The organism is Methylosinus sp. R-45379 (genome assembly GCF_001644125.1).
Taxonomy (GTDB): domain Bacteria; phylum Pseudomonadota; class Alphaproteobacteria; order Rhizobiales; family Beijerinckiaceae; genus Methylosinus.
The window spans coordinates 106,336-123,927 of sequence record NZ_LUUM01000201.1 but is presented as its reverse complement, the minus strand read 5'-3'; the positions used below and the strand labels follow the sequence as shown (position 1 = coordinate 123,927).

Below are 17,592 nucleotides of genomic sequence, written 5' to 3'. Positions count from 1 at the left end.
ACACGCGCATACTACACATTCGGCAGATGCTGCGCGAGCGCCTCCAGCACCGCCATGCGCACGGCGACGCCCATTTCCACCTGATCTCTGATGAGCGAGCGGGGGCCATCGGCCACGCTCGAGTCGATCTCGACGCCGCGATTCATCGGGCCTGGATGCATCACCAGCGCATCGGGCGCGGCATAGGCGAGCTTCTCCTCGTCGAGACCGAAGAAATGGAAATATTCGCGGCTGCTCGGCACGAAGGCGCCATTCATGCGCTCGCGTTGCAGCCTCAGCATCATCACTATGTCCGCGCCAGCGAGCCCAGAGCGCATATCGTGGAAAACCTCGACGCCGAGCCGCGACAGCGAATCGGGCGCGAGAGTGGAGGGGCCGACCGCGCGCAGCCGCGCGCCCAGCGCGCTCAGCAGAATGATGTTGGAACGCGCGACGCGCGAATGCAGCACATCGCCGCAGATCGCCACCGTCAGCCCCTCGATGCGGCCCTTGTGGCGGCGGATCGTCAGCGCGTCCAGCAGCGCCTGCGTCGGATGCTCATGGGCGCCGTCGCCGGCGTTGACCACGGCGCAATCGACCTTGCGCGCCAGCAGATGCACGGCGCCGGCGCGGGCGTGGCGCACCACCAGAATATCCGGCCGCATGGCGTTGAGCGTCATCGCCGTGTCGAGCAGCGTCTCGCCCTTCTTCTCCGAGGAATTGGCGACCGACATGTTCATGACGTCGGCGCCGAGCCTTTTGCCTGCGATCTCGAATGAAGCCTGCGTGCGGGTGGAAGATTCGTAGAAAAGATTGACCTGGGTGCGTCCGCGCAGAGTGGCGCGCTTCTTCTCCACCTGGCGGGAGACCTCGATCGCCTCCTCGGCCATGTCGAGCAGAGTGAGAATGTCGATGCGCGACAGCCCCTCTATGCCGAGCAGATGGCGGTGCGGAAAAGCGGGATGCGGTTTTTGCGGCATGCCGCCGTCTATAACAGTTTCCCACGCGCTGGCCAGCCTTCCCGCCGGACGCTCATGGTTGAGAAATCCTCGAGACGATCGCTCGAAAGCGACGGCGGAACCAAAGGGGATGAAAAAGAGTTCTCGTTTTTGCCCGTCTCAGAGACGCTCTTTCCCAGAATTCTTCGCGAAACAGGAGATCGCCATGCACATTCGGCTCGGCTCGCCGCTCCTCGCGGCGGCCCTCTCCCTCTGCGCCGCCACGGCCATGGCGGCGACCACCGTCGCCACCGACTTTTCCAACATGCGCTCCGGCCCGGGAGCGCGCTGGCCGGTCATCGCCCAAATCCCGGCCGGCGCCAAAATCCGGCTCGACAATTGCGGGCCGGGCTGGAAACACGATTGGTGCCAGATCCGCTACAAGGGCAAGCGCGGCTTCGTCGCCGCCAACACGCTCGAGCCGACGATGAAGAATGTCGTCGTCGCGCCGCTCGTCACCCGCGACACCACGGCCGTGCGCTCCGGCCCCGGCGGAAATTGGAAGGTGGTCGCCAAGATCCCGCCGGGCCAGAAGGTTGCGGCGTCCGCTTGCCAAAAGGGCTGGATGACCAGCTGGTGCAAAGTCACCTATGAGGGCAAGTCCGGCTATGTGGACCGCAATTATCTGAAGCGGAAGGGCGCGGTCTTCGCCCGCTAAAGAGATTTCCCCCCGCGACGAGACAGCCCGCGGCCGCGGGCTTTTTCTCGCGCTTATGCTCTCGCAGACTATCTTAGACGATGCCCGCTCACGCGCCCTCGAGCCGATTGACATATGCTCAGTGAGAGCATATCTGTAGCGCGAAGAGTGGTTGGCGAGGGTTGCTCAATCCCGCCATGACACTTAAGCTACAAAATAAGCCTCCGTCGGGCGGCGCCCGAAGGAGTTTTTGATCGACCGACTTATGCTCGAATTGAGCATAAGTGAGGATGGAGCAAGGTCCATGACCCTCACCTTCCCCGAGAAGAAGCGCCTCGATGCGCCCGCCATCGGCGCGCTCGTCGGAGCGGAGCAGCGCTTTCCCGTGCTGCCCATGCCCAATCTCGCCTGGAACAAGGAGGTCGAGACCGCGACCGCCCATCTCTATGAGCGGGTGGCGAAGGTCATGCCGGCGATCGAATGGGCGTTCCATGCGCCTTATGTGAAGGCGATCAACGAGCTGAAGCGGGAACGCAACGCCGTCATCCTCGCCCACAACTATCAGACGCCGGAGATCTATCACTGCGTCGCCGATTTCGTCGGCGACAGCCTGCAGCTCGCCAAGCTCGCCGCCTCCTCGGACGCCGAGATCATCGTGCAGGGAGGCGTGCATTTCATGGCCGAGACCTCCAAGATTCTGAGCCCCGAGAAAGTGGTGCTGATGCCCGATCTCGAGGCCGGCTGCTCGCTCGCCGCCTCCATCACCGCCGCCGACGTTCGCGCGCTGCGCGCCGAATATCCGGGCGTGCCGATCGTCGCCTATGTCAACACTTCCGCCGAAGTGAAGGCGGAGGTCGACATTTGCTGCACCTCCTCCAATGCGCTGAAAGTGGTGGAGAGCCTCGGCTCCGACCGCGTCATCATGCTGCCGGACCGCTATCTCGCGGAGAATGTCGCCGCGCAGACCAAGGTGAAGATCATCGCTTGGCGCGGCGCCTGCGAAGTGCATGAGCGCTTCACCGCGGAAGAGCTCGAGACCTATCGCGCCGATCATCCGGGCGTGAAGATCATCGCCCATCCCGAATGTCCGCGCGAGGTGGTGGAGATTTCCGATTTCGCCGGCTCGACCGCGGCGATGATCGATTATGTGCGCACGAAAAAGCCGGCGCGCGTGCTGCTCGTGACCGAATGCTCCATGGCCGACAATGTCGCCGCCGAGACGACGGGCACCGAGTTCATCCGCCCCTGCAATTTCTGCCCGCATATGAAGCGCATCACACTGCCGAAGATTCTCGACGCGCTGGTCCATATTCGCGAAGAGGTGACGGTCGATCCGCTGATCGCCGCGCGCGCGCGCGTCTCCGTGCAGCGGATGATCGATCTGGGTTGATGGACGCCCTTCTCCCGCTTGCGGGAGAGGGATACTTCAAGGAGCGCGGCCATGACGGCTCGATACGAGGCTTTGATCGCAGCGATCGACGCCGCCAACGCCGACGATCCGCGCAAGGTGACGATCGACGGCGCCGAGCGCGCTTTCGAGATCGTCTATGCCGAGCGCATGACGGCGCGCCTCTCCGCGCTCTATCCCGAGGCCTCGGAACTGCTGCAAATCGCGACGCGCGCGCAGCATTTGCGCCGCTGGGACATTCCGCGCGAGAATTTCCCGCTCGGCCGCCACGGCTATAATGATTGGCGCAAGGAGTGCCGCGTGCATCACGCGCGCCGCGTCGGCGAGCTCATGCGCGCGCAGGGCTATGAGGAAGAAGAGATCGCCCATGTCGGCGCGATCATCCGCAAGGAAAAGCTGAAGAAGGACCGCGACTCCCAGGCGCTGGAGAATGTCGCGGCAATCGTCTTCCTCGAGCATTATTTCGACGATTTCCACGAGAAATACAAAGATTACGACGATGAGAAGATCGTCGACATCCTCGGCAAGACGCTGTGCAAAATGTCGCCCAAGGGCCACGGCGCGGCGCTCGCCCTGCCCTTGCCGGAGCGCACGCGCACGCTGGTGGCGGCGGCAATCGCCAAGGAGAGCGAGGCGCTCGCCAAGCTCGCAACCGTAGCGATCGACTAATGGCCGGCGCGCCTCCTCGGGAGCTTTCACAGTGGTGACGCAGGCTCCCATCCTCATCGTCGGCGGCGGCCTCGCCGGCCTCTTCTGCGCGTTGAAGCTCGCGCCGCGTCGCGTCGCCGTGCTGACGCCGGGCTCCATCGACGAAGGCGCCGCCTCCTTCTGGGCGCAGGGCGGCGTCGCGGCGGCGGTGCTCGACACGGATTCGCCAGAGCGCCACGCCGAGGACACGCTGAAGGCAGGCGCCGGCATCGTCGATGCAGAAGTCGCGCTCGGCATGGCGCGAGAGGCGCGCGCGCGCATCGAAGACCTTCTCTCCTATGGCGTGCCCTTCGATCGCGCCGACGGCAAATTTACGCCCTCGCGCGAAGCTGCGCATTCGGAGCGGCGCATCGTGCGCGTGAAGGGCGACACGGCCGGCCGCGCGATCATGGAGACGCTCGTCGCCGCCGTCCGCGCGACGCCCTCGATCGAATTATTGGAAGGCTTTTCCGCGCAGGAATTGCTGACCCATGACGGCCGCGTCATCGGCCTGCGCGCACGCGGCCGCGACGGCCTGCTGCGCGATTTCTTCTCGCCCGCCACAGTGCTGGCGACGGGTGGAATCGGCCACCTCTATCGCGTCACCACCAATCCGAATGAGGCGCGCGGAATCGGCCTCGCAATGGCGGCGCGCGCCGGAGCGCTCGTCGCCGATGCGGAATTCGTGCAATTCCATCCGACCGCGATCGACATAGGCGTCGATCCGGCGCCTCTGGCGACGGAATCGCTGCGCGGCGAAGGCGCGATCATCGTCGATCGCTCCGGCCATCGCTTCATGGCCGAGATCGACCCCGCCGCCGAGCTCGCGCCGCGCGATATCGTCGCGCGTGGCGTCTTCGCTTCCATCGCGGCCGGAGGCGGCGCTTTTCTCGATGCGCGCGCGACTGTAGGCGCGGAGTTCCCCGTGCGCTTTCCGACCGTCTATGCGAGTTGCATGGCCGGCGGCGTCGATCCCGTGACCGCGCCCATTCCGATCGCGGCCGCCGCGCATTATCATATGGGCGGCGTCGCCACCGACGCGCGCGGGCGAACGTCGCTTCCCGGCCTCTGGGCGGCCGGAGAAGTCGCCTCCACCGGCGTGCATGGAGCCAATCGCCTCGCCTCCAACTCCCTGCTCGAGGCGGTGGTGTTCGCGGCGCGCATCGCAAACGATATCGGCGAGCAGAATGTCGAGGCTGCGCACGCCCCTGCCCCGTCGCCGGACGCAACAGACGCGCCCGAGCAAGGGCTCGTCAACGAGCTGCGCGATGTGATGGCGCGCGATGTCGGCGTCATCCGAGATGCGATAGGGCTCACGCGCGCGGCGCGGGCGATTCTGCGCATAGAGGCGGAAACGCCTCACGCGCAATTGCGAAATATGGCGCTGACCGCGCTATTGGTGACGAGCGCGGCGCTGGCGCGGCGCGAGAGTCGCGGCGCGCATTTCCGCTCGGATTTTCCGCAGGCGGAGGACGCTCTCGCGCATCGCTCCTATATGACAATGGCGCAAGCGCGCGCCATCGCCGAGGAGGCGCTGCAATGACGGCCGCCCCCTGGACGCTCCCCGCTCCGCTCGTCGAAGATGTCGTGCGCGCCGCTCTCGCCGAGGATTTCGGCCGCGCCGGCGACATCACCACTCAGGCGACGATCCCCGAGACCGCCTGCGCCCGCGCTGTCATCGCCGCGCGCGAGGATGGAATCGTCGCGGGCCTCGGCGTAGCGGCTTGCGCCTTTCGCCTCGTCGATCCCGCCGTCACCTTCCGGCCCGCGATGCTGGATGGCGCGCGCGTCGGCAAGGGCGATGTGCTCGCCCATATCGAAGGCCCCGCCCGCGCCATTCTCTCGGCGGAACGCGTCGCTCTGAATTTTCTCGGCCGGCTCTGCGGCATCGCATCGCTCACGGCGCGCTACGCCGAAAAAATCGCGCATACGAAAGCCAGGGTCTGCGACACGCGCAAAACGACGCCGCTGCTGCGCGCTTTCGAGAAATATGCGGTGCGCTGCGGCGGCGGCGCCAATCACCGCTTCGGCCTCGACGATGCGCTGCTGATCAAAGACAATCACATCGCCGTCGCCGGCGGCGTGGGCCGGGCGCTGCGCGCCGCCAAAGCCTTCGCCAGCCATATGACGAAGATAGAGATAGAGGTCGATACGCTGGAGCAGCTCGAGGAGGTCCTCGCCGAAGGCGCGGATATCGTGCTGCTCGACAATATGGCGCCCGAGCTGCTGCGCGCCGCGGTCGCGCTGATCGGCGGACGCATGCTCGCCGAAGCTTCCGGCGGCGTCACGCTGGAGACGATCGCCGCTGTCGCGGAGACGGGCGTCGATCTCATCTCCGTCGGCGCGCTCACGCATTCAGCGAAAACGCTGGATCTCGGCCTCGACATAGAGATCGGCTGATCTTCGACACGAAGGGGATCACACCTCGCGTCTGAGGCGCGCAAGCGCGGCGCTGCGATTGATCATCACCTCCTCGAAGCGCGATGAGAGCAGAAAGGCGAGCTCCTGCTCGCGCGTCACCGTCACCGGGTCTTGCGCGCGCAAATCCTCGTCGACGCGGCCGGGATGGCACATCACGAGATGCCGCTCGCCCGGCGCGCGCAGATAGGTTTCGAATTGCGCGGCGTAATCGCTCTGCGGATCGAAATCGGAAAAACCGGCGAAGCCTTCGTTGAGCAGAAATCCGCGCGCCACCGCCTCGCGCCGATAGCCACGGCCGATGGCGCGCACCACCAGCGCCTTGCGCATGTCGGAGCCGCGAATCACGATGCGATGCATCCGATCGCCGGCGTCGCGCAGCCAGAGCTTCTCGCCCATGAGGCCGCGCTTCTCCAGCGCGTCGAACAGCGCCGTGCGCACGCCGGGCAGCGCATGAACATGCTGATGCCCGTCGAGATGGTCCGGCGCGCGGCCCATCACCGCATAGTAACGGTCGATCTGGCGGTCGATCTCGGCGCTGATCTCCTCCATCGGCAGCTTTCCGCGCATGGCGGCGCGGATCACCTCGCGCAGCGGCGGAAACACGCCTCCGGGCGCGAATTTCGGCATATTGGTGAGCGGACGCCCGAGCGTCAGATTGAAATGCACGCCAATGTCGGCGTCATGCCGGCGGCGCGCCAGCTCCCGCCCCATGGCCGGCCAGCGATCGACATTGGTGAGCGCGGAGACGGCCGTCAGCCTGCCGGCGTCCAGCGCCTCGAGAATGCCGAGGCTGACGCCCATAGAGAGGCCATAATCGTCCGCGCAGAGCGCGATCGAGCGTTGCGCCGCCATTCGTTGTTCCCTTCCCCGCCCCTCTGACGCGCTTGCGCATTTTCGCGCGCCCGCCTAGGTCTTGCCCGGTTCGAACCTATAAGGCGAGCGATGGACGATAAAGCCGAAAATCCGCCTCCGGAGATATCCGTAGCCATCCCTGTCTTCAATGAGGCGGCCAATCTTCGCCCGCTCATCGACAGGCTGAAGCCCGTGCTGGAGCGCTCCGCCGCCTCTTTCGAGATCGTCTTCGTCGACGACGGCTCCTCGGACGAAACGCTCGCGGGATTGCGCGAATTGCATAAAGAGGACGCCCGCGTGAAAGCGGTGTCCTTCAGCCGCAATTTCGGCAAGGAGATCGCCATAGCCGCCGCGCTGGACCATTCCCGCGGCGCGGCCGTGGTGCTAATGGACGCCGATCTGCAGCATCCGCCGGAGACGATCGCGCAATTCATCACCAAATGGCGCGAGGGATATAAAAACGTCTATGGCGTGCGCCGCGACCGCGCCGGCGAGCCGCTGCTGCGCACCCTCTTCGCCAATCTGTTCTACGGCCTGTTCGATCGTTTCGGCGAGACGCCGCTGCCGCGCGGCGCCGGCGATTTCCGCCTGCTCGACCGCCAGGCCATCGACGCGCTCTCGCGCATGCGCGAGCGGGCCCGCTTCTCCAAAGGGCTGTTCGCCTGGATCGGCTTCAAATCGATCGGCGTGCCATTCGAGGTGGAGGAGCGCGCCTCCGGCCGCTCCAAATTCAATTACGCCAAGCTCATCCGCTTCGCGCTCGACGGGCTCATGTCCTTCTCCTCCGTGCCGCTGAAGGTCTGGGCGGTGGTGGGGATCATCGTCTCCACCTTCGCGCTCGCCATGGCCGCTTATTATTTCTGGCGCACGGTGTTTTATGGCGTGGATGTCCCCGGCTACGCCTCGCTGATCGTCTCCATCGCCTTTCTCGGCGGAATGCAGCTGTTCTCGCTCGGCGTGCTCGGCGAGTATATCGCCCTCATTTTCGGCGAGGTGAAAGGACGCCCGCTCTATCTCGTCGCGGAGCGGGTGGGGGTGGAAGAACAATGACGATCCAGCACGCGCGCGCCACCTCCCTCTCGAGGGCCATTGAAAGCACACATCCTCGCCCCCGCGACGTCATGGCCGGGCTTGTCCCGGCCATCCACGCCAGGACGCCGAGGCGGCTTAAGAAGTTTGGCCTGACGCCGAAGCTCCGGCGGCGCCCGCCGTGGGATGAATCCGTCGATAGCGGGCGCTTTCCTTCGGTTTCTCAGCTGCTTGGCGTGGATGGCCGGGACGAGCCCGGCCATGACGGCCACAGCGTCTCGCAATGTGTGAATCTGTTAGCCCTCGAGGGGAGTGTGTATCGCGGGCGCCGCCGCCGATGATTCGCAATCTCCTCTCCGTCGGCGGCTTCACGCTGCTCTCGCGCATCACGGGCTTTCTGCGCGATGTGATGCTGTCCGGCATTCTCGGCGCCGGGCTCGCGGCGGATGCTTTCTTCGTCGCCTTCAAGCTGCCCAATCATTTCCGCGCCATTTTCGGCGAAGGCGCCTTCAACGCCGCTTACGTCCCCTGCTATTCCAAGGCGCTCGAGCAGCAGGGAAAAGACTCGGCGAAAGAATTTTCGAGCGAGGTGTTCACGCTTCTGCTCGCCTCGCAGATCGTGCTGCTCGTTCTGATCTACGCATTCATGCCGCAATTTGTGGCGCTGCTCGCGCCGGGCTTCGACGATCGGCCGGAGAAATTCGAGCTCACCGTTTCGCTGACGCGCATCACCTTTCCCTATCTGCTGTGCATGACTCTGGTGACGCTGCATCAGGGCACGCTCAACGCCAATGGCCGCTTCGCCGCGCCCGCCTTCGCGCCCAATCTGCTCAATCTCTCCATGATGGCGGCGCTCGCGGTCGCCTTTCTATTTCCGAGCGCGGCCTATGCCGCCGCCTGGGGCGTGACCATTTCGGGCGTCTTGCAGCTCGCGCTGCTGATGGCCAACGCGCGCATGATCGGCGTGATGGAGGGCCTCGCGCGGCCGCATTGGACGCGCGTGCGCGAATTCTTCCTGATGCTGGGGCCGGCGGTGATCGGCTCGGCGAGTGGGCAGATCGCCATTTTCGCCGATACGATCATCGCCTCTATGCTGCCCGATGGCGGCGTCTCCTCGATCACTTACGCCGATCGCATCTATCAGCTGCCCAATGGCGTCATCGGCCTCGCGGCCGGCACTGTGCTGCTGCCGGAGATGAGCCGCCGCATCGCCGCCGGCGACGAGGACGGCGCCCATGCCGCGCAAAATCGCGTGATGGCGCTGACCATCGCGCTGGCCGCGCCTTTCTTCATCGCTTTCGTGACGATCCCCGAGCTCATCATGAGCGGCGTCTTCCTGCGCGGCGCCTTCACCCATGCCGACGCCGCCGCGGCGGCGGATGTGCTCGCGGCCTATGGCGGCGGGCTGATGGCGCTGGTGCTGATCGCCTCGGCGCGCGCGAGCTTTCAGGCGCATGGCGACACCAAGACGCCCATGTATGTCGCGCTCGGCGCCGTCGTGGTGAATGTGGGGCTGAAGATCGCGCTCTATGAGCCGATGGGCGCGCCGGGCCTCGCGACGGCGACCTCCGTCGGCCTCTGGATCAATTTAGCGGCGCTGATCGGCCTCGCGCTGCATCGCGGGGCGATGCGCTTCGACGAGACGTTTTTGCGTGTTTCGATCGCGAGCCTTTGCGCCAGCTTACCGCTGCTGGCGACCGCGCTCTATGGCTATGGGCCGGCGATGGCGCTGGCTGGGCGCCTCGGTCCCTTACGCGACATCGCCGCGCTGCTGCTGCTCGGCGCGGCGGGAGCGCTCGTCTATGGAAGCGTTCTCGCCGTCTGCCTGCGCGCCTTCGGTCTGCGCCTGTCGCAGCTGCGACGCAGACAACGCTAACTCGCTTCTGTCCACCGGCTGGACGCTCGGACGAGAGCCGTCTCACAAAAACTGCGACAGCCCCGGCACCGAATCGGTAATTTCCTTCAGCTTCTCCTTGCCGACTAGCCCCTCGGCGTGAGCGAAGAACTCCTTGGCGAGCGCCTGGCTCTGATCCATGGAGAGGCCGACGCTGGAGAGCCGTCCGGCGAGCGCCATCAGATCGCCCTTGGAGCCGCCAACGAGGCCGCCGAGCCCGCCCAGCAAGCCGCCGAGCAGCCCGCCATCCGCAGCCGGAGCCGCCTCGGCCGCGGCGATCGCCTCCTCGGCGCCGGGCAGCTTGGCGATGAGATCGGCGGCCGGACCGTCCGGGAATTCCTTGCGGAAGAAGCCGAGCACATGGCCGGCGGCGAGGCGCGCCGTCTCGGGCTCGACGCCGAGCGCTGTGGAAATGCGGGCGATCAATTCTTCCATGCTCGGCTCCTATTTTTAAAAAGCTCAGTCTCGACAATTACGCGGCGATTGCGACGAATTCGCAGCCGGCCTCACTCGGCGTCGAGGCCGTAGAGCGAATGCAGCGTGCGGACGGCGAGTTCTGTATAAGCGGCGTCGATCAGCACGGAGAATTTGATCTCCGATGTGGTGATGGCGCGAATATTGACGCCCTTGTCGGCGAGCGCCTTGAAGGCGCGGGCGGCGACGCCGGCATGGCTGCGCATGCCGATGCCGATCGCCGAGACCTTCGCCACATCCTTGGCGCCGGTGAGCCCGGCATAGCCGATCGAGGGCTTGGCCTTCTCGAGAATGGAGAGGCAGCGCTCATATTCGGCGGCCGGCACGGTGAAGGTCATGTCGGTCATGGTCGCGTCGGAGGCGACCTGCACGATCATGTCGACATTGACGCCGGCCTCGGCCAGCGGCACGAAGACGGCGGCCGCCACGCCCGGCTTGTCGGCGACGCGGCGAAGCGTGATCTGCGCCTCGTCGCGCGAGAAGGCGATGCCTGTCACGACCTGGGCTTCCACTATATCCTCCTCTTTGCAGATCAGCGTGCCGCTGTTGGGACGGGCCGGATCGTCGAAGGACGAGCGGACGAAGGTGCGGACCCCATGCACCATGGCCACCTCGACCGAGCGCACCTGCAGCACCTTGGCGCCGAGCGAGGCCATCTCCAGCATCTCCTCGAAGGCGATGCGCTCCATGCGCCGCGCCTTGGGAACGACGCGCGGATCGGTGGTGTAAACGCCGTCGACATCCGTATAAATGTCGCAGCGATCCGCCTCTATGGCGGCGGCGACGGCGACGGCGCTGGTGTCCGAGCCGCCGCGGCCGAGCGTGGTGATGCGGCCGCTCGGCTGGTGAACTCCCTGGAAGCCCGCGATGACGGCGACCTCGCCCCGATCGAAGCCGGCGCGCAAAGCGGAGCCGTCGATAGATTGGATGCGCGCCGAGCCATGGGCGTCGCTGGTCAGGATCGGGATTTGCCAGCCGAGCCAGGAGCGCGCCGGAAGACCGAGATTCTGCAAGGCGATGGCGAGCAAGCCGGCAGTCACCTGCTCGCCCGAGGCGACGACGGAATCATATTCGCGCTGATCGTGCAGAGCGGCGGCGTCCTTGCACCAGGCGACCAGCTCATTGGTCTTGCCGGACATGGCCGAGACCACGACAGCGACCTTATATCCCGCCTCCACCTCGCGCTTCACATGGAGCGCGACATTGCGGATGCGCTCCACATTGGCGACCGAGGTGCCGCCGAATTTCATCACCAGACGAGCCATGACCGACCTAGATTGGAAACACGGGCCCGGCTCGGGCGAGCCGGATGGCCGCTCGCATCCGACCAAAAGCGGGCGTATATGTGACGCCCCCGCCGCCGGTGTCAACGCCGCGGCGGGGTTCCGCGTGCTTCGAGACGCCCGCTACGCGGGCTCCTCGGCATGAGGAGCGCCACTGGTGAAGGGAGCAATCCTCTCCCTCATGCTGAGGAGGCTCCGAAGGAGCCGTCTCGAAGCACGAGGGAGAGCTCCAGATCGCGAGAGCGGCCGCCGAGGCCGAACAAAAGAGGACAAGCGTGCCGCAGCATCATGACCGCCCCCATTCCGCCAGCATCGACCCGAAAGACGTCGACCGTTTCGACCGGCTCGGCGAGCTGTGGTGGGACGCCTCGGGCAAGATGGGCATTTTGCACGACATCAACCCGGTTCGCGTCGACTACATCCGCGACCACGCATGCCGCCATTTCCGCACGGATGGTGCGCCGCGCGACCGTCATGACGCGCAACCGCTCGAAGGGCTGCGGCTCGTCGATATCGGCTGCGGCGGCGGCATATTGAGCGAATCCCTGGCTGAGCTGGGCGCGAAGGTGACAGCCGTCGATCCCGCGCCCAATAATATAGAGGTGGCGCGCCGCCATGCGGAACGCTCCGGCCTCGACATCGCCTATCGCAACAGCACCGCCGAGGCGCTGGCCGCGGAAGGCGCGCGCTTCGATATCGTCGTCGCCATGGAGGTGCTGGAGCATGTCGAAGGACAGAGCGACTTCATCGCGACGCTCGCCTCGCTGGTCGAGCCCGGCGGAATGCTGTTTCTCGCCACGATAGACCGCACGCTGAAGAGCTATGCGCTGGCAATTCTCGGCGCCGAATATGTGCTGGGCTGGGTGCCGCGCGGCACGCACAACCACGACAAATTCGTCCGGCCCGACGAATTATCCGCCTGGCTGCGCCGCGCCGGACTGCGCGAGATCGACCGCTCCGGCATGAGCTTCCAGCCGCTGACGCGCAGCTGGCGCAAGAGCCACGACACCGATGTGAATTACATGATGGCGGCGAAAAAGGACGGCTGACGTTCCGCGTCCGAGCGAGCCTCGGCGCGGATGACGCGCCAGGCAAGCCTGACGACAGCTCCGCGCGGCAGACTATGTCCCGTTTGTTTCGGGAGCATAGCCGCATGAGTCTGCATATTTCTCCGCCGTCGCCGCCGGACCTCATCGACACGCTCGGCGTCTGGCGCGCGCGCTTTCCTCGTTTCGCTGAAATGATGGACGCCGGCGAATCACCGGTCAAAGCATTGCGCTATCTCGGCCTCGGCCTCTGGCAGGAGGGCGATGTGACCGGCGCCGTCGCCGCTCTGACGACGGCGGCCTCGCTGACGCCCGAGGACGCCCATCTCCTCGCCGATCTCGGCGCTGTGCTCTGGCTCGACGGCCGCAAGGCCGACGCGCTGCAATGCTTCATCGCCTCGCTCGAGCGCGATCCGAGCCGGGTGCAGGTCTGGCTCACCGTCGCCAGCCTCTGCAACGAGATCGGCGAGACCGCCACCGCCGAGCATTCCTATCTCGCAGCGCTCGATCTCGACCCCGCCTGCGCCGAGGCGGCGACAGGGCTCGGCCTCATCTGCCTCGAGAGCCGCCGCTATGACGAGGCCGTCACGCTGCTGCGCGGCGCGCTGGATCGCGGCGTCGCCACGCCCGGCCTCTACGCCTGCTACGGCCAGACGCTCTATCTGATCGGCGAGTTCGCCGCCGCGCGCGCCGCTCTGGAACAGGCCGCCGCCGCTCTACCGGAGGAAGCCGCGATCGTCCGCAAATATGCGCTCGCCGCTTGCGTGGAAACGGCTTTGGAAGCCTCGCCCGAAGAAGCCTTCGCCGCCTACCGGCGCGCCGCCGGGCTTCACGCGGAGGAGGATGCGCGCATCGGCCGCACCGTCTTCCGCGCTCTCTGCGGCTTCGGCCATAAGGAGGCGGCGATTCGCTTCGGCGAGGCGCTGCTGCGCGCGGCGCCTGAGGATCAGATCATCCCTTTCCATCTCGACGCGCTACGCGGGACGCCGCGCGAGCGCGCCTCGCCGGCCTATATCGCCGCCTGCTTCGATCTCTATGCGCCGGACTTCGACCGTCATCTCACAGAGACGCTCGGCTATCGGCTGCCGGAGACATTGCAGCCGCTGCTGGCGGAAACCGCACGCAGCTTTCCGCGCATTCTCGACCTCGGATGCGGCACCGGCCTCGCGGCGCCCATGCTCGCCGGCTTCGGCGCGCAGATCGTCGGCGTCGACCTCTCCCCGCGCATGCTGGAAAAAGCGCGCGAGCGCGGGCTCTATGCGCAGCTCGTGGAACAGGACGCGCAAGCGTTCCTGGCCGACTGCGACGAGCGCTTCGATCTCGTCGTCGCGCTGGATTTGCTGATCTATCTCGGCGATCTCTCGGCGCTGTTCGACGGCGTGGCGGCGCATCTTGCGCCGGGCGGCGTCTTCGCGTTCAGCTTCGAGACCGGCGCCGGCGCGGATTACACGCTCGATCCCGCAGGCCGCTTCACGCATGACCCGGCCTATATCGAGACGCTCTCTCAGAAGGACTTCGTCCCGCTCGTCTCGCGGGCGACGACGATCCGCATAGAGGCCAACCAGCCGGTCGATGGCCGGCTGGTCCTGCTGCGGCGGCGCGAAACTCTATAATTCGTCGAGCGCCGCCTTCGCCTGCTTCAGCAGCGCGTCGGCGGCGATGATCTTGTCCTTGTCGGGATCATGGGCGATCGCGTCGAAATCCTTGGCGAGCGCGGCGCTGAAGGCCAGCGCCGCGATCTTCTCGCGGGGATCGCTGGACCATTTGATAGCGATCTGCGCATCGCGGCCGCCGATCGCCGCGGCCAGTTCCGACGACAGCGCCGCAGCGGTGTCGCGCTCCGAGAAGCGAATGTCGAAGCCGGCGTCCTCGCCGTCGTATGTGCAGGGCAGATAACCCTCGACGGCGAAGGGCGCGTAGTCGTGATCCAGCGCGACGCCGATCTTGGCGGCGTCGATCGCCTTTTGATGAGCGGCGCGGTCCGGCAATTTGCCGCGCTCGATATAGAGAATGTGCCGTCTGGCCATGGAAACATCCCGTTTCGCGCGCGTCTTTCGCGCGCCCGCGCCAAGCAGGAAACATTCCAGCGATCGGCTTTCATCTGCGACGCCGCCACTGGTTCGCCACAGGCTCGGACGATAGAATTCACGCTATGATTCGCCCTTCTGTCCTCCCCCTCCTTCTCGCCGCCGGCCTCGGCCTCACTGTCGCGGCGCCGGCGCTCGCCAAAGAAAAGCCGGCGGCCGAGGATGCGGCCGCCGAAACCAAGGCCGATAAGAAGAAACCCGCCAAGTCGGAGGCAAAAAAGCCGGAGGCGAAAAAGGCCGAGCCCGCCAAGCCGGGCGAAGCAAAAAAGCCGGACGCCGCCAAAAAGCCCGCGGACGCGAAAAAAACCGCCGAGGCGAAGAAGCCTGCGGACGCGAAAAAGGCCGCGGCCGCGGATGATTCCGAGGAGCCTGACGCCAAGCCCGCCAAGGACAAGAACGGCAAGCCAGCCAAAGGCGGCAAGGACCAGGCGAGCAAGGACAAGGACGCCAAAGCCGGCAAGGACAAGCCGGCCGAGAAGGAGAAGGCCGGCGCCAAGACGCCGACCGCCATCGGCTCCTATGGCGATTGGAACGCCATGACCGCGCATGGGCAGGGCAAGGACAAGACCTGCTATGCGCTCGCCGAGCCGAAGGATCGCCAGCCGGCGAAGCTGCAGCGCGACAAGGCCTATGTCTTCATCTCGACGCGGCCGGCCGAAGGCGTTCGCAATGAGGTGGCGATCATTCTGGGCTTCGCGGCCAAGGACGGCGGCGCCGCCAGCGCCGACATAGACGGCGACAATTTCGAGCTCGTGACCAAAGGCGCCAACGCCTGGGTGAAGAATCCGGCGAAGGAGAAAGAATTCGTCGAGGCTCTGAAGAACGGCTCCAAGCTCATCGTCAAGGCGCCCTCCGCCAAGGGCAATGCCACGACCGATACTTACTCGCTGAAGGGCCTCTCGGACGCGCTCGGCCGCGTGCAGAAGGAATGCCCGTAGGCGAGCGCGACGGGGCACCCGGCGCCACGATCAGCGCGTATCGATCCTTTGAGACGAACGCCAATGATAATGGGTTGTCGCGGCTTTAGGCTCGACGCGAAGCCTAAAATTCAACTTAGTTCTACAAGGTCGTCGTTATGGCCGCCAAGCGATTTTTGAGCGTTCAGGATCTTCGGAAGGACAACGAATTCTTCATAGCGGACAAGCTTCCTTGCTGCTTGAGCGCAGTCGGATACGTCGACAACAACTGGTCGGACAAAGAAATTGTAACTGCAGAGATACTGGACATCATGGCGCCACGAGTAGCGGCGACACACCCCAACGGACGTCACGTGCTTTTTGCGCATAGTGGGTGGTTGGAAGACAACCGCATTACCCGATACAAAAAACTTTGGAGACGTCTGGCGGATGCCGGCGTCGCCCTACCGGATGGCGTTCGCTCTGAAGAGGTTATGCGCAGCCGAGCGCATGAAATTTTGTTCAGCGGATTTATCGAGGTCGATAACCTAACCTCGAATGCGATACCTCGACTGCTATTAGATCATAGCAGCTTCTTTTTCATGCACTGCGATCTCGATGAAATTAGAAATATTTTCAATCTGTTTTCGACGTCCGACACCGTCGATCCGCGCTCGGGATTGCTGAGCCAGAATGGTTGGCTCGTCGAGATACTGTGTCGTGGACAGGCGGGCATCCATCAACCCTACGCCTGGGTCGATGAACGATATTCTGGCCTTGTCTACATCTTCAACCAAAAATATCTCGCTTATTGACGAGGCGGCGTCGCAAGGGACGTCGTGCGGCTCCGGATTGCTTCGCGCAAAGCTCACTTCACGCCGACGACCATCGAATCCGGCCCGAGCAAATGCTCGACGCGCGTCTCGAAGAAGCCGGCCTCGCGCATCCAGCCCTGACAATCCGCGCCGGTGTAATCGAAGCCGCCGGGCGTCTCGATCAGCATGTTGAGGCTCATCAGCAGGCCGAAGGCGTTGGTCTTGCGCTCGTCGTCGATCAGCGCCTCATAGACGATGAGCGCCCCGCCCTTCGGCAGCGCCTCATAGGCCTTCGCCAGCAGCAGGCGCTTCTCCTCGAGATTCCAATCATGGAGAATATGCCCCATGACGATGACGTCGACCTTGGGCAGCTCATCCTTGAAGAAATCGCCCGGATAGAAACGCAGCCGATCCGATAGGCCGTTCTGCGCAACGAAATCGTCGAACACCGGCTGCACTTGCGGCAGATCGAAACCGCCGCCCGTCAGATGCGGATGCGCGCGCGCGACCGTGACGGGAACCATGCCCTGCGCGCAGCCGACATCGACGAAGCTCGCATAATCCTTCCACGGGAATTTCGCGGCGATGGCCTGCGCCGGACCGGCGCTTATGCCGCTCATCGCGGTGAGGAAGCCGCGCAGCTTTTGCGGATCGGCGTAGAGAGCGCCGAAGAAATCCCCCTCGGCGGCGTTCTCGCTCTGCGCCGCGCCGGTGCGCAACGCATCGGTGAGGCGGTTCCAGCTCGAGAACAAACGCAGATTGGACATTTCCAATATTTGCCCGACATAGCTCGGCTTGGCGCGATCGAGAAAGAGGTCCGTCTCCGCCGTGTTGCGATAGAGGCCGTTTTCGCGCTCGAGCATTCCGAGCGCCACCAGCGCATCGAAGAAATCGCGCGCCGAACGCTGATGCAGGCCGAGGCGGGCGCGCAGCGTTTCGGCGTCGGCCGGGCCTTCCGCCAGAACGGTGAACAGGCCGAGCTCGACCGCCGAGAGCAAGACTTTCGAGTTCCAAAAGGCGAAGCCGAGACCGAGGATTTTTTCCGGTGAGAGCTGGCTCATCTTTGTCCTCACAAACGAATCTCGC

At 65.1% G+C, this 17,592-nt stretch carries 17 protein-coding genes; 11 read left to right on the top strand and 6 right to left on the bottom strand.

The genetic code is table 11. The annotated features are described in order from the left end of the window. Positions 1 to 11 precede the first annotated feature (11 nt). Positions 12 to 959 (bottom strand): aspartate carbamoyltransferase catalytic subunit, encoded by a 948-nt coding sequence (locus A1351_RS08845; protein ID WP_026598956.1) that lies wholly within the window; start codon positions 957 to 959, stop codon positions 12 to 14. A gap of 184 nt (positions 960 to 1,143) precedes the next feature. Here A1351_RS08845 and A1351_RS08840 point away from each other — a divergent pair, with 184 nt between their 5' ends. The 5 genes from A1351_RS08840 (at position 1,144) to nadC (ending at position 6,109) form a co-directional block, all read left to right on the top strand. Next, positions 1,144 to 1,635 (top strand): SH3 domain-containing protein, encoded by a 492-nt coding sequence (locus tag A1351_RS08840; protein WP_024880449.1) that lies wholly within the window; start codon positions 1,144 to 1,146, stop codon positions 1,633 to 1,635. Between the two features lie 283 nt (positions 1,636 to 1,918). Then, positions 1,919 to 3,004 (top strand): quinolinate synthase NadA, encoded by a 1,086-nt coding sequence (nadA, locus tag A1351_RS08835; RefSeq protein ID WP_024880450.1) that lies wholly within the window; start codon positions 1,919 to 1,921, stop codon positions 3,002 to 3,004. A 51-nt stretch (positions 3,005 to 3,055) separates the two neighbouring features. Then, positions 3,056 to 3,691 carry a DUF4202 domain-containing protein gene (locus tag A1351_RS08830; protein WP_026598957.1) on the top strand — a complete coding sequence of 212 codons (636 nt, stop codon included), beginning with the start codon at positions 3,056 to 3,058 and terminating at the stop codon, positions 3,689 to 3,691. 34 nt (positions 3,692 to 3,725) lie between these two features. After that, positions 3,726 to 5,252 carry an L-aspartate oxidase gene (locus tag A1351_RS08825; RefSeq protein WP_064032805.1) on the top strand — a complete coding sequence of 509 codons (1,527 nt, stop codon included), beginning with the start codon at positions 3,726 to 3,728 and terminating at the stop codon, positions 5,250 to 5,252. Then, the gene (nadC, locus tag A1351_RS08820; protein WP_024880453.1) at positions 5,249 to 6,109 is read left to right on the top strand and encodes a carboxylating nicotinate-nucleotide diphosphorylase; all 861 of its coding nucleotides are present in this window, start codon (positions 5,249 to 5,251) and stop codon (positions 6,107 to 6,109) included. Before A1351_RS08825 ends, nadC begins: the two co-directional genes overlap by 4 nt. Before the next feature lie 18 nt (positions 6,110 to 6,127). Here the strand turns inward: nadC and A1351_RS08815 are convergent, their stop codons facing one another. Then, complete coding sequence (locus A1351_RS08815) at positions 6,128 to 6,982, bottom strand: ChbG/HpnK family deacetylase (protein WP_024880454.1); 855 nt, start codon at positions 6,980 to 6,982, stop codon at positions 6,128 to 6,130. Positions 6,983 to 7,072: 90 nt separating this feature from the next. Here A1351_RS08815 and A1351_RS08810 point away from each other — a divergent pair, with 90 nt between their 5' ends. Further along, positions 7,073 to 8,032 (top strand): glycosyltransferase family 2 protein, encoded by a 960-nt coding sequence (locus A1351_RS08810; RefSeq protein ID WP_024880455.1) that lies wholly within the window; start codon positions 7,073 to 7,075, stop codon positions 8,030 to 8,032. Between the two features lie 316 nt (positions 8,033 to 8,348). Further along, positions 8,349 to 9,887 (top strand): murein biosynthesis integral membrane protein MurJ, encoded by a 1,539-nt coding sequence (gene murJ, locus A1351_RS08800; protein ID WP_024880457.1) that lies wholly within the window; start codon positions 8,349 to 8,351, stop codon positions 9,885 to 9,887. 42 nt (positions 9,888 to 9,929) lie between these two features. Here murJ and A1351_RS08795 read toward each other — a convergent pair whose 3' ends face one another. Both A1351_RS08795 and A1351_RS08790 read right to left on the bottom strand, forming a co-directional pair. After that, positions 9,930 to 10,340, bottom strand: coding sequence for a DUF2267 domain-containing protein (locus tag A1351_RS08795; protein ID WP_024880458.1), 411 nt, complete (start codon positions 10,338 to 10,340; stop codon positions 9,930 to 9,932). A 71-nt stretch (positions 10,341 to 10,411) separates the two neighbouring features. Next, entirely contained in the window at positions 10,412 to 11,644 is a 1,233-nt protein-coding gene (locus tag A1351_RS08790; RefSeq protein WP_024880459.1) for an aspartate kinase, read from the bottom strand. 293 nt (positions 11,645 to 11,937) lie between these two features. Between A1351_RS08790 and ubiG the strand changes: the two genes are divergently transcribed. Both ubiG and A1351_RS08780 read left to right on the top strand, forming a co-directional pair. After that, the gene (ubiG, locus tag A1351_RS08785) at positions 11,938 to 12,711 is read left to right on the top strand and encodes a bifunctional 2-polyprenyl-6-hydroxyphenol methylase/3-demethylubiquinol 3-O-methyltransferase UbiG (RefSeq protein WP_024880460.1); all 774 of its coding nucleotides are present in this window, start codon (positions 11,938 to 11,940) and stop codon (positions 12,709 to 12,711) included. A gap of 104 nt (positions 12,712 to 12,815) precedes the next feature. Further along, positions 12,816 to 14,321 carry a methyltransferase domain-containing protein gene (locus tag A1351_RS08780; protein ID WP_064032788.1) on the top strand — a complete coding sequence of 502 codons (1,506 nt, stop codon included), beginning with the start codon at positions 12,816 to 12,818 and terminating at the stop codon, positions 14,319 to 14,321. Here A1351_RS08780 and A1351_RS08775 read toward each other — a convergent pair. Further along, a complete protein-coding gene (locus A1351_RS08775; RefSeq protein ID WP_064032787.1) occupies positions 14,316 to 14,735 on the bottom strand; it encodes a hypothetical protein in 420 nt (139 codons plus the stop codon). The genes A1351_RS08780 and A1351_RS08775 overlap by 6 nt on opposite strands. A 125-nt stretch (positions 14,736 to 14,860) precedes the next feature. Between A1351_RS08775 and A1351_RS08770 the strand changes: the two genes are divergently transcribed. Together A1351_RS08770 and A1351_RS24640 are read left to right on the top strand one after the other, a co-directional pair. Further along, positions 14,861 to 15,733 (top strand): invasion associated locus B family protein, encoded by an 873-nt coding sequence (locus A1351_RS08770; RefSeq protein ID WP_064032786.1) that lies wholly within the window; start codon positions 14,861 to 14,863, stop codon positions 15,731 to 15,733. Between the two features lie 137 nt (positions 15,734 to 15,870). Further along, positions 15,871 to 16,506, top strand: a complete 636-nt coding sequence (locus tag A1351_RS24640; RefSeq protein WP_157096214.1) for a hypothetical protein — start codon at positions 15,871 to 15,873, stop codon at positions 16,504 to 16,506. 53 nt (positions 16,507 to 16,559) lie between these two features. Here the strand turns inward: A1351_RS24640 and A1351_RS08760 are convergent, their stop codons facing one another. Next, on the bottom strand, positions 16,560 to 17,567 hold the full coding sequence (locus A1351_RS08760; RefSeq protein WP_064032784.1) for a methyltransferase: 1,008 nt from the start codon (positions 17,565 to 17,567) through the stop codon (positions 16,560 to 16,562). Between the last annotated feature and the right edge of the window lie 25 nt (positions 17,568 to 17,592).

Bases quoted from the DNA above. Each gene is read 5' to 3' on its own strand.
- nadC (WP_024880453.1), top strand. From the start codon at position 5,249: ATGACGGCCGCCCCCTGGACGCTCCCCGCTCCGCTCGTCGAAGATGTC.
- A1351_RS08845 (WP_026598956.1), bottom strand. From the start codon at position 959: ATGCCGCAAAAACCGCATCCCGCTTTTCCGCACCGCCATCTGCTCGGC.
- A1351_RS08770 (WP_064032786.1), top strand. From the start codon at position 14,861: ATGATTCGCCCTTCTGTCCTCCCCCTCCTTCTCGCCGCCGGCCTCGGC.
- A1351_RS08795 (WP_024880458.1), bottom strand. From the start codon at position 10,340: ATGGAAGAATTGATCGCCCGCATTTCCACAGCGCTCGGCGTCGAGCCC.
- A1351_RS08760 (WP_064032784.1), bottom strand. From the start codon at position 17,567: ATGAGCCAGCTCTCACCGGAAAAAATCCTCGGTCTCGGCTTCGCCTTT.
- A1351_RS08830 (WP_026598957.1), top strand. From the start codon at position 3,056: ATGACGGCTCGATACGAGGCTTTGATCGCAGCGATCGACGCCGCCAAC.
- A1351_RS24640 (WP_157096214.1), top strand. From the start codon at position 15,871: ATGGCCGCCAAGCGATTTTTGAGCGTTCAGGATCTTCGGAAGGACAAC.
- A1351_RS08810 (WP_024880455.1), top strand. From the start codon at position 7,073: ATGGACGATAAAGCCGAAAATCCGCCTCCGGAGATATCCGTAGCCATC.
- nadA (WP_024880450.1), top strand. From the start codon at position 1,919: ATGACCCTCACCTTCCCCGAGAAGAAGCGCCTCGATGCGCCCGCCATC.
- A1351_RS08775 (WP_064032787.1), bottom strand. From the start codon at position 14,735: ATGGCCAGACGGCACATTCTCTATATCGAGCGCGGCAAATTGCCGGAC.
- A1351_RS08780 (WP_064032788.1), top strand. From the start codon at position 12,816: ATGAGTCTGCATATTTCTCCGCCGTCGCCGCCGGACCTCATCGACACG.
- A1351_RS08840 (WP_024880449.1), top strand. From the start codon at position 1,144: ATGCACATTCGGCTCGGCTCGCCGCTCCTCGCGGCGGCCCTCTCCCTC.
- A1351_RS08790 (WP_024880459.1), bottom strand. From the start codon at position 11,644: ATGGCTCGTCTGGTGATGAAATTCGGCGGCACCTCGGTCGCCAATGTG.
- murJ (WP_024880457.1), top strand. From the start codon at position 8,349: ATGATTCGCAATCTCCTCTCCGTCGGCGGCTTCACGCTGCTCTCGCGC.
- A1351_RS08815 (WP_024880454.1), bottom strand. From the start codon at position 6,982: ATGGCGGCGCAACGCTCGATCGCGCTCTGCGCGGACGATTATGGCCTC.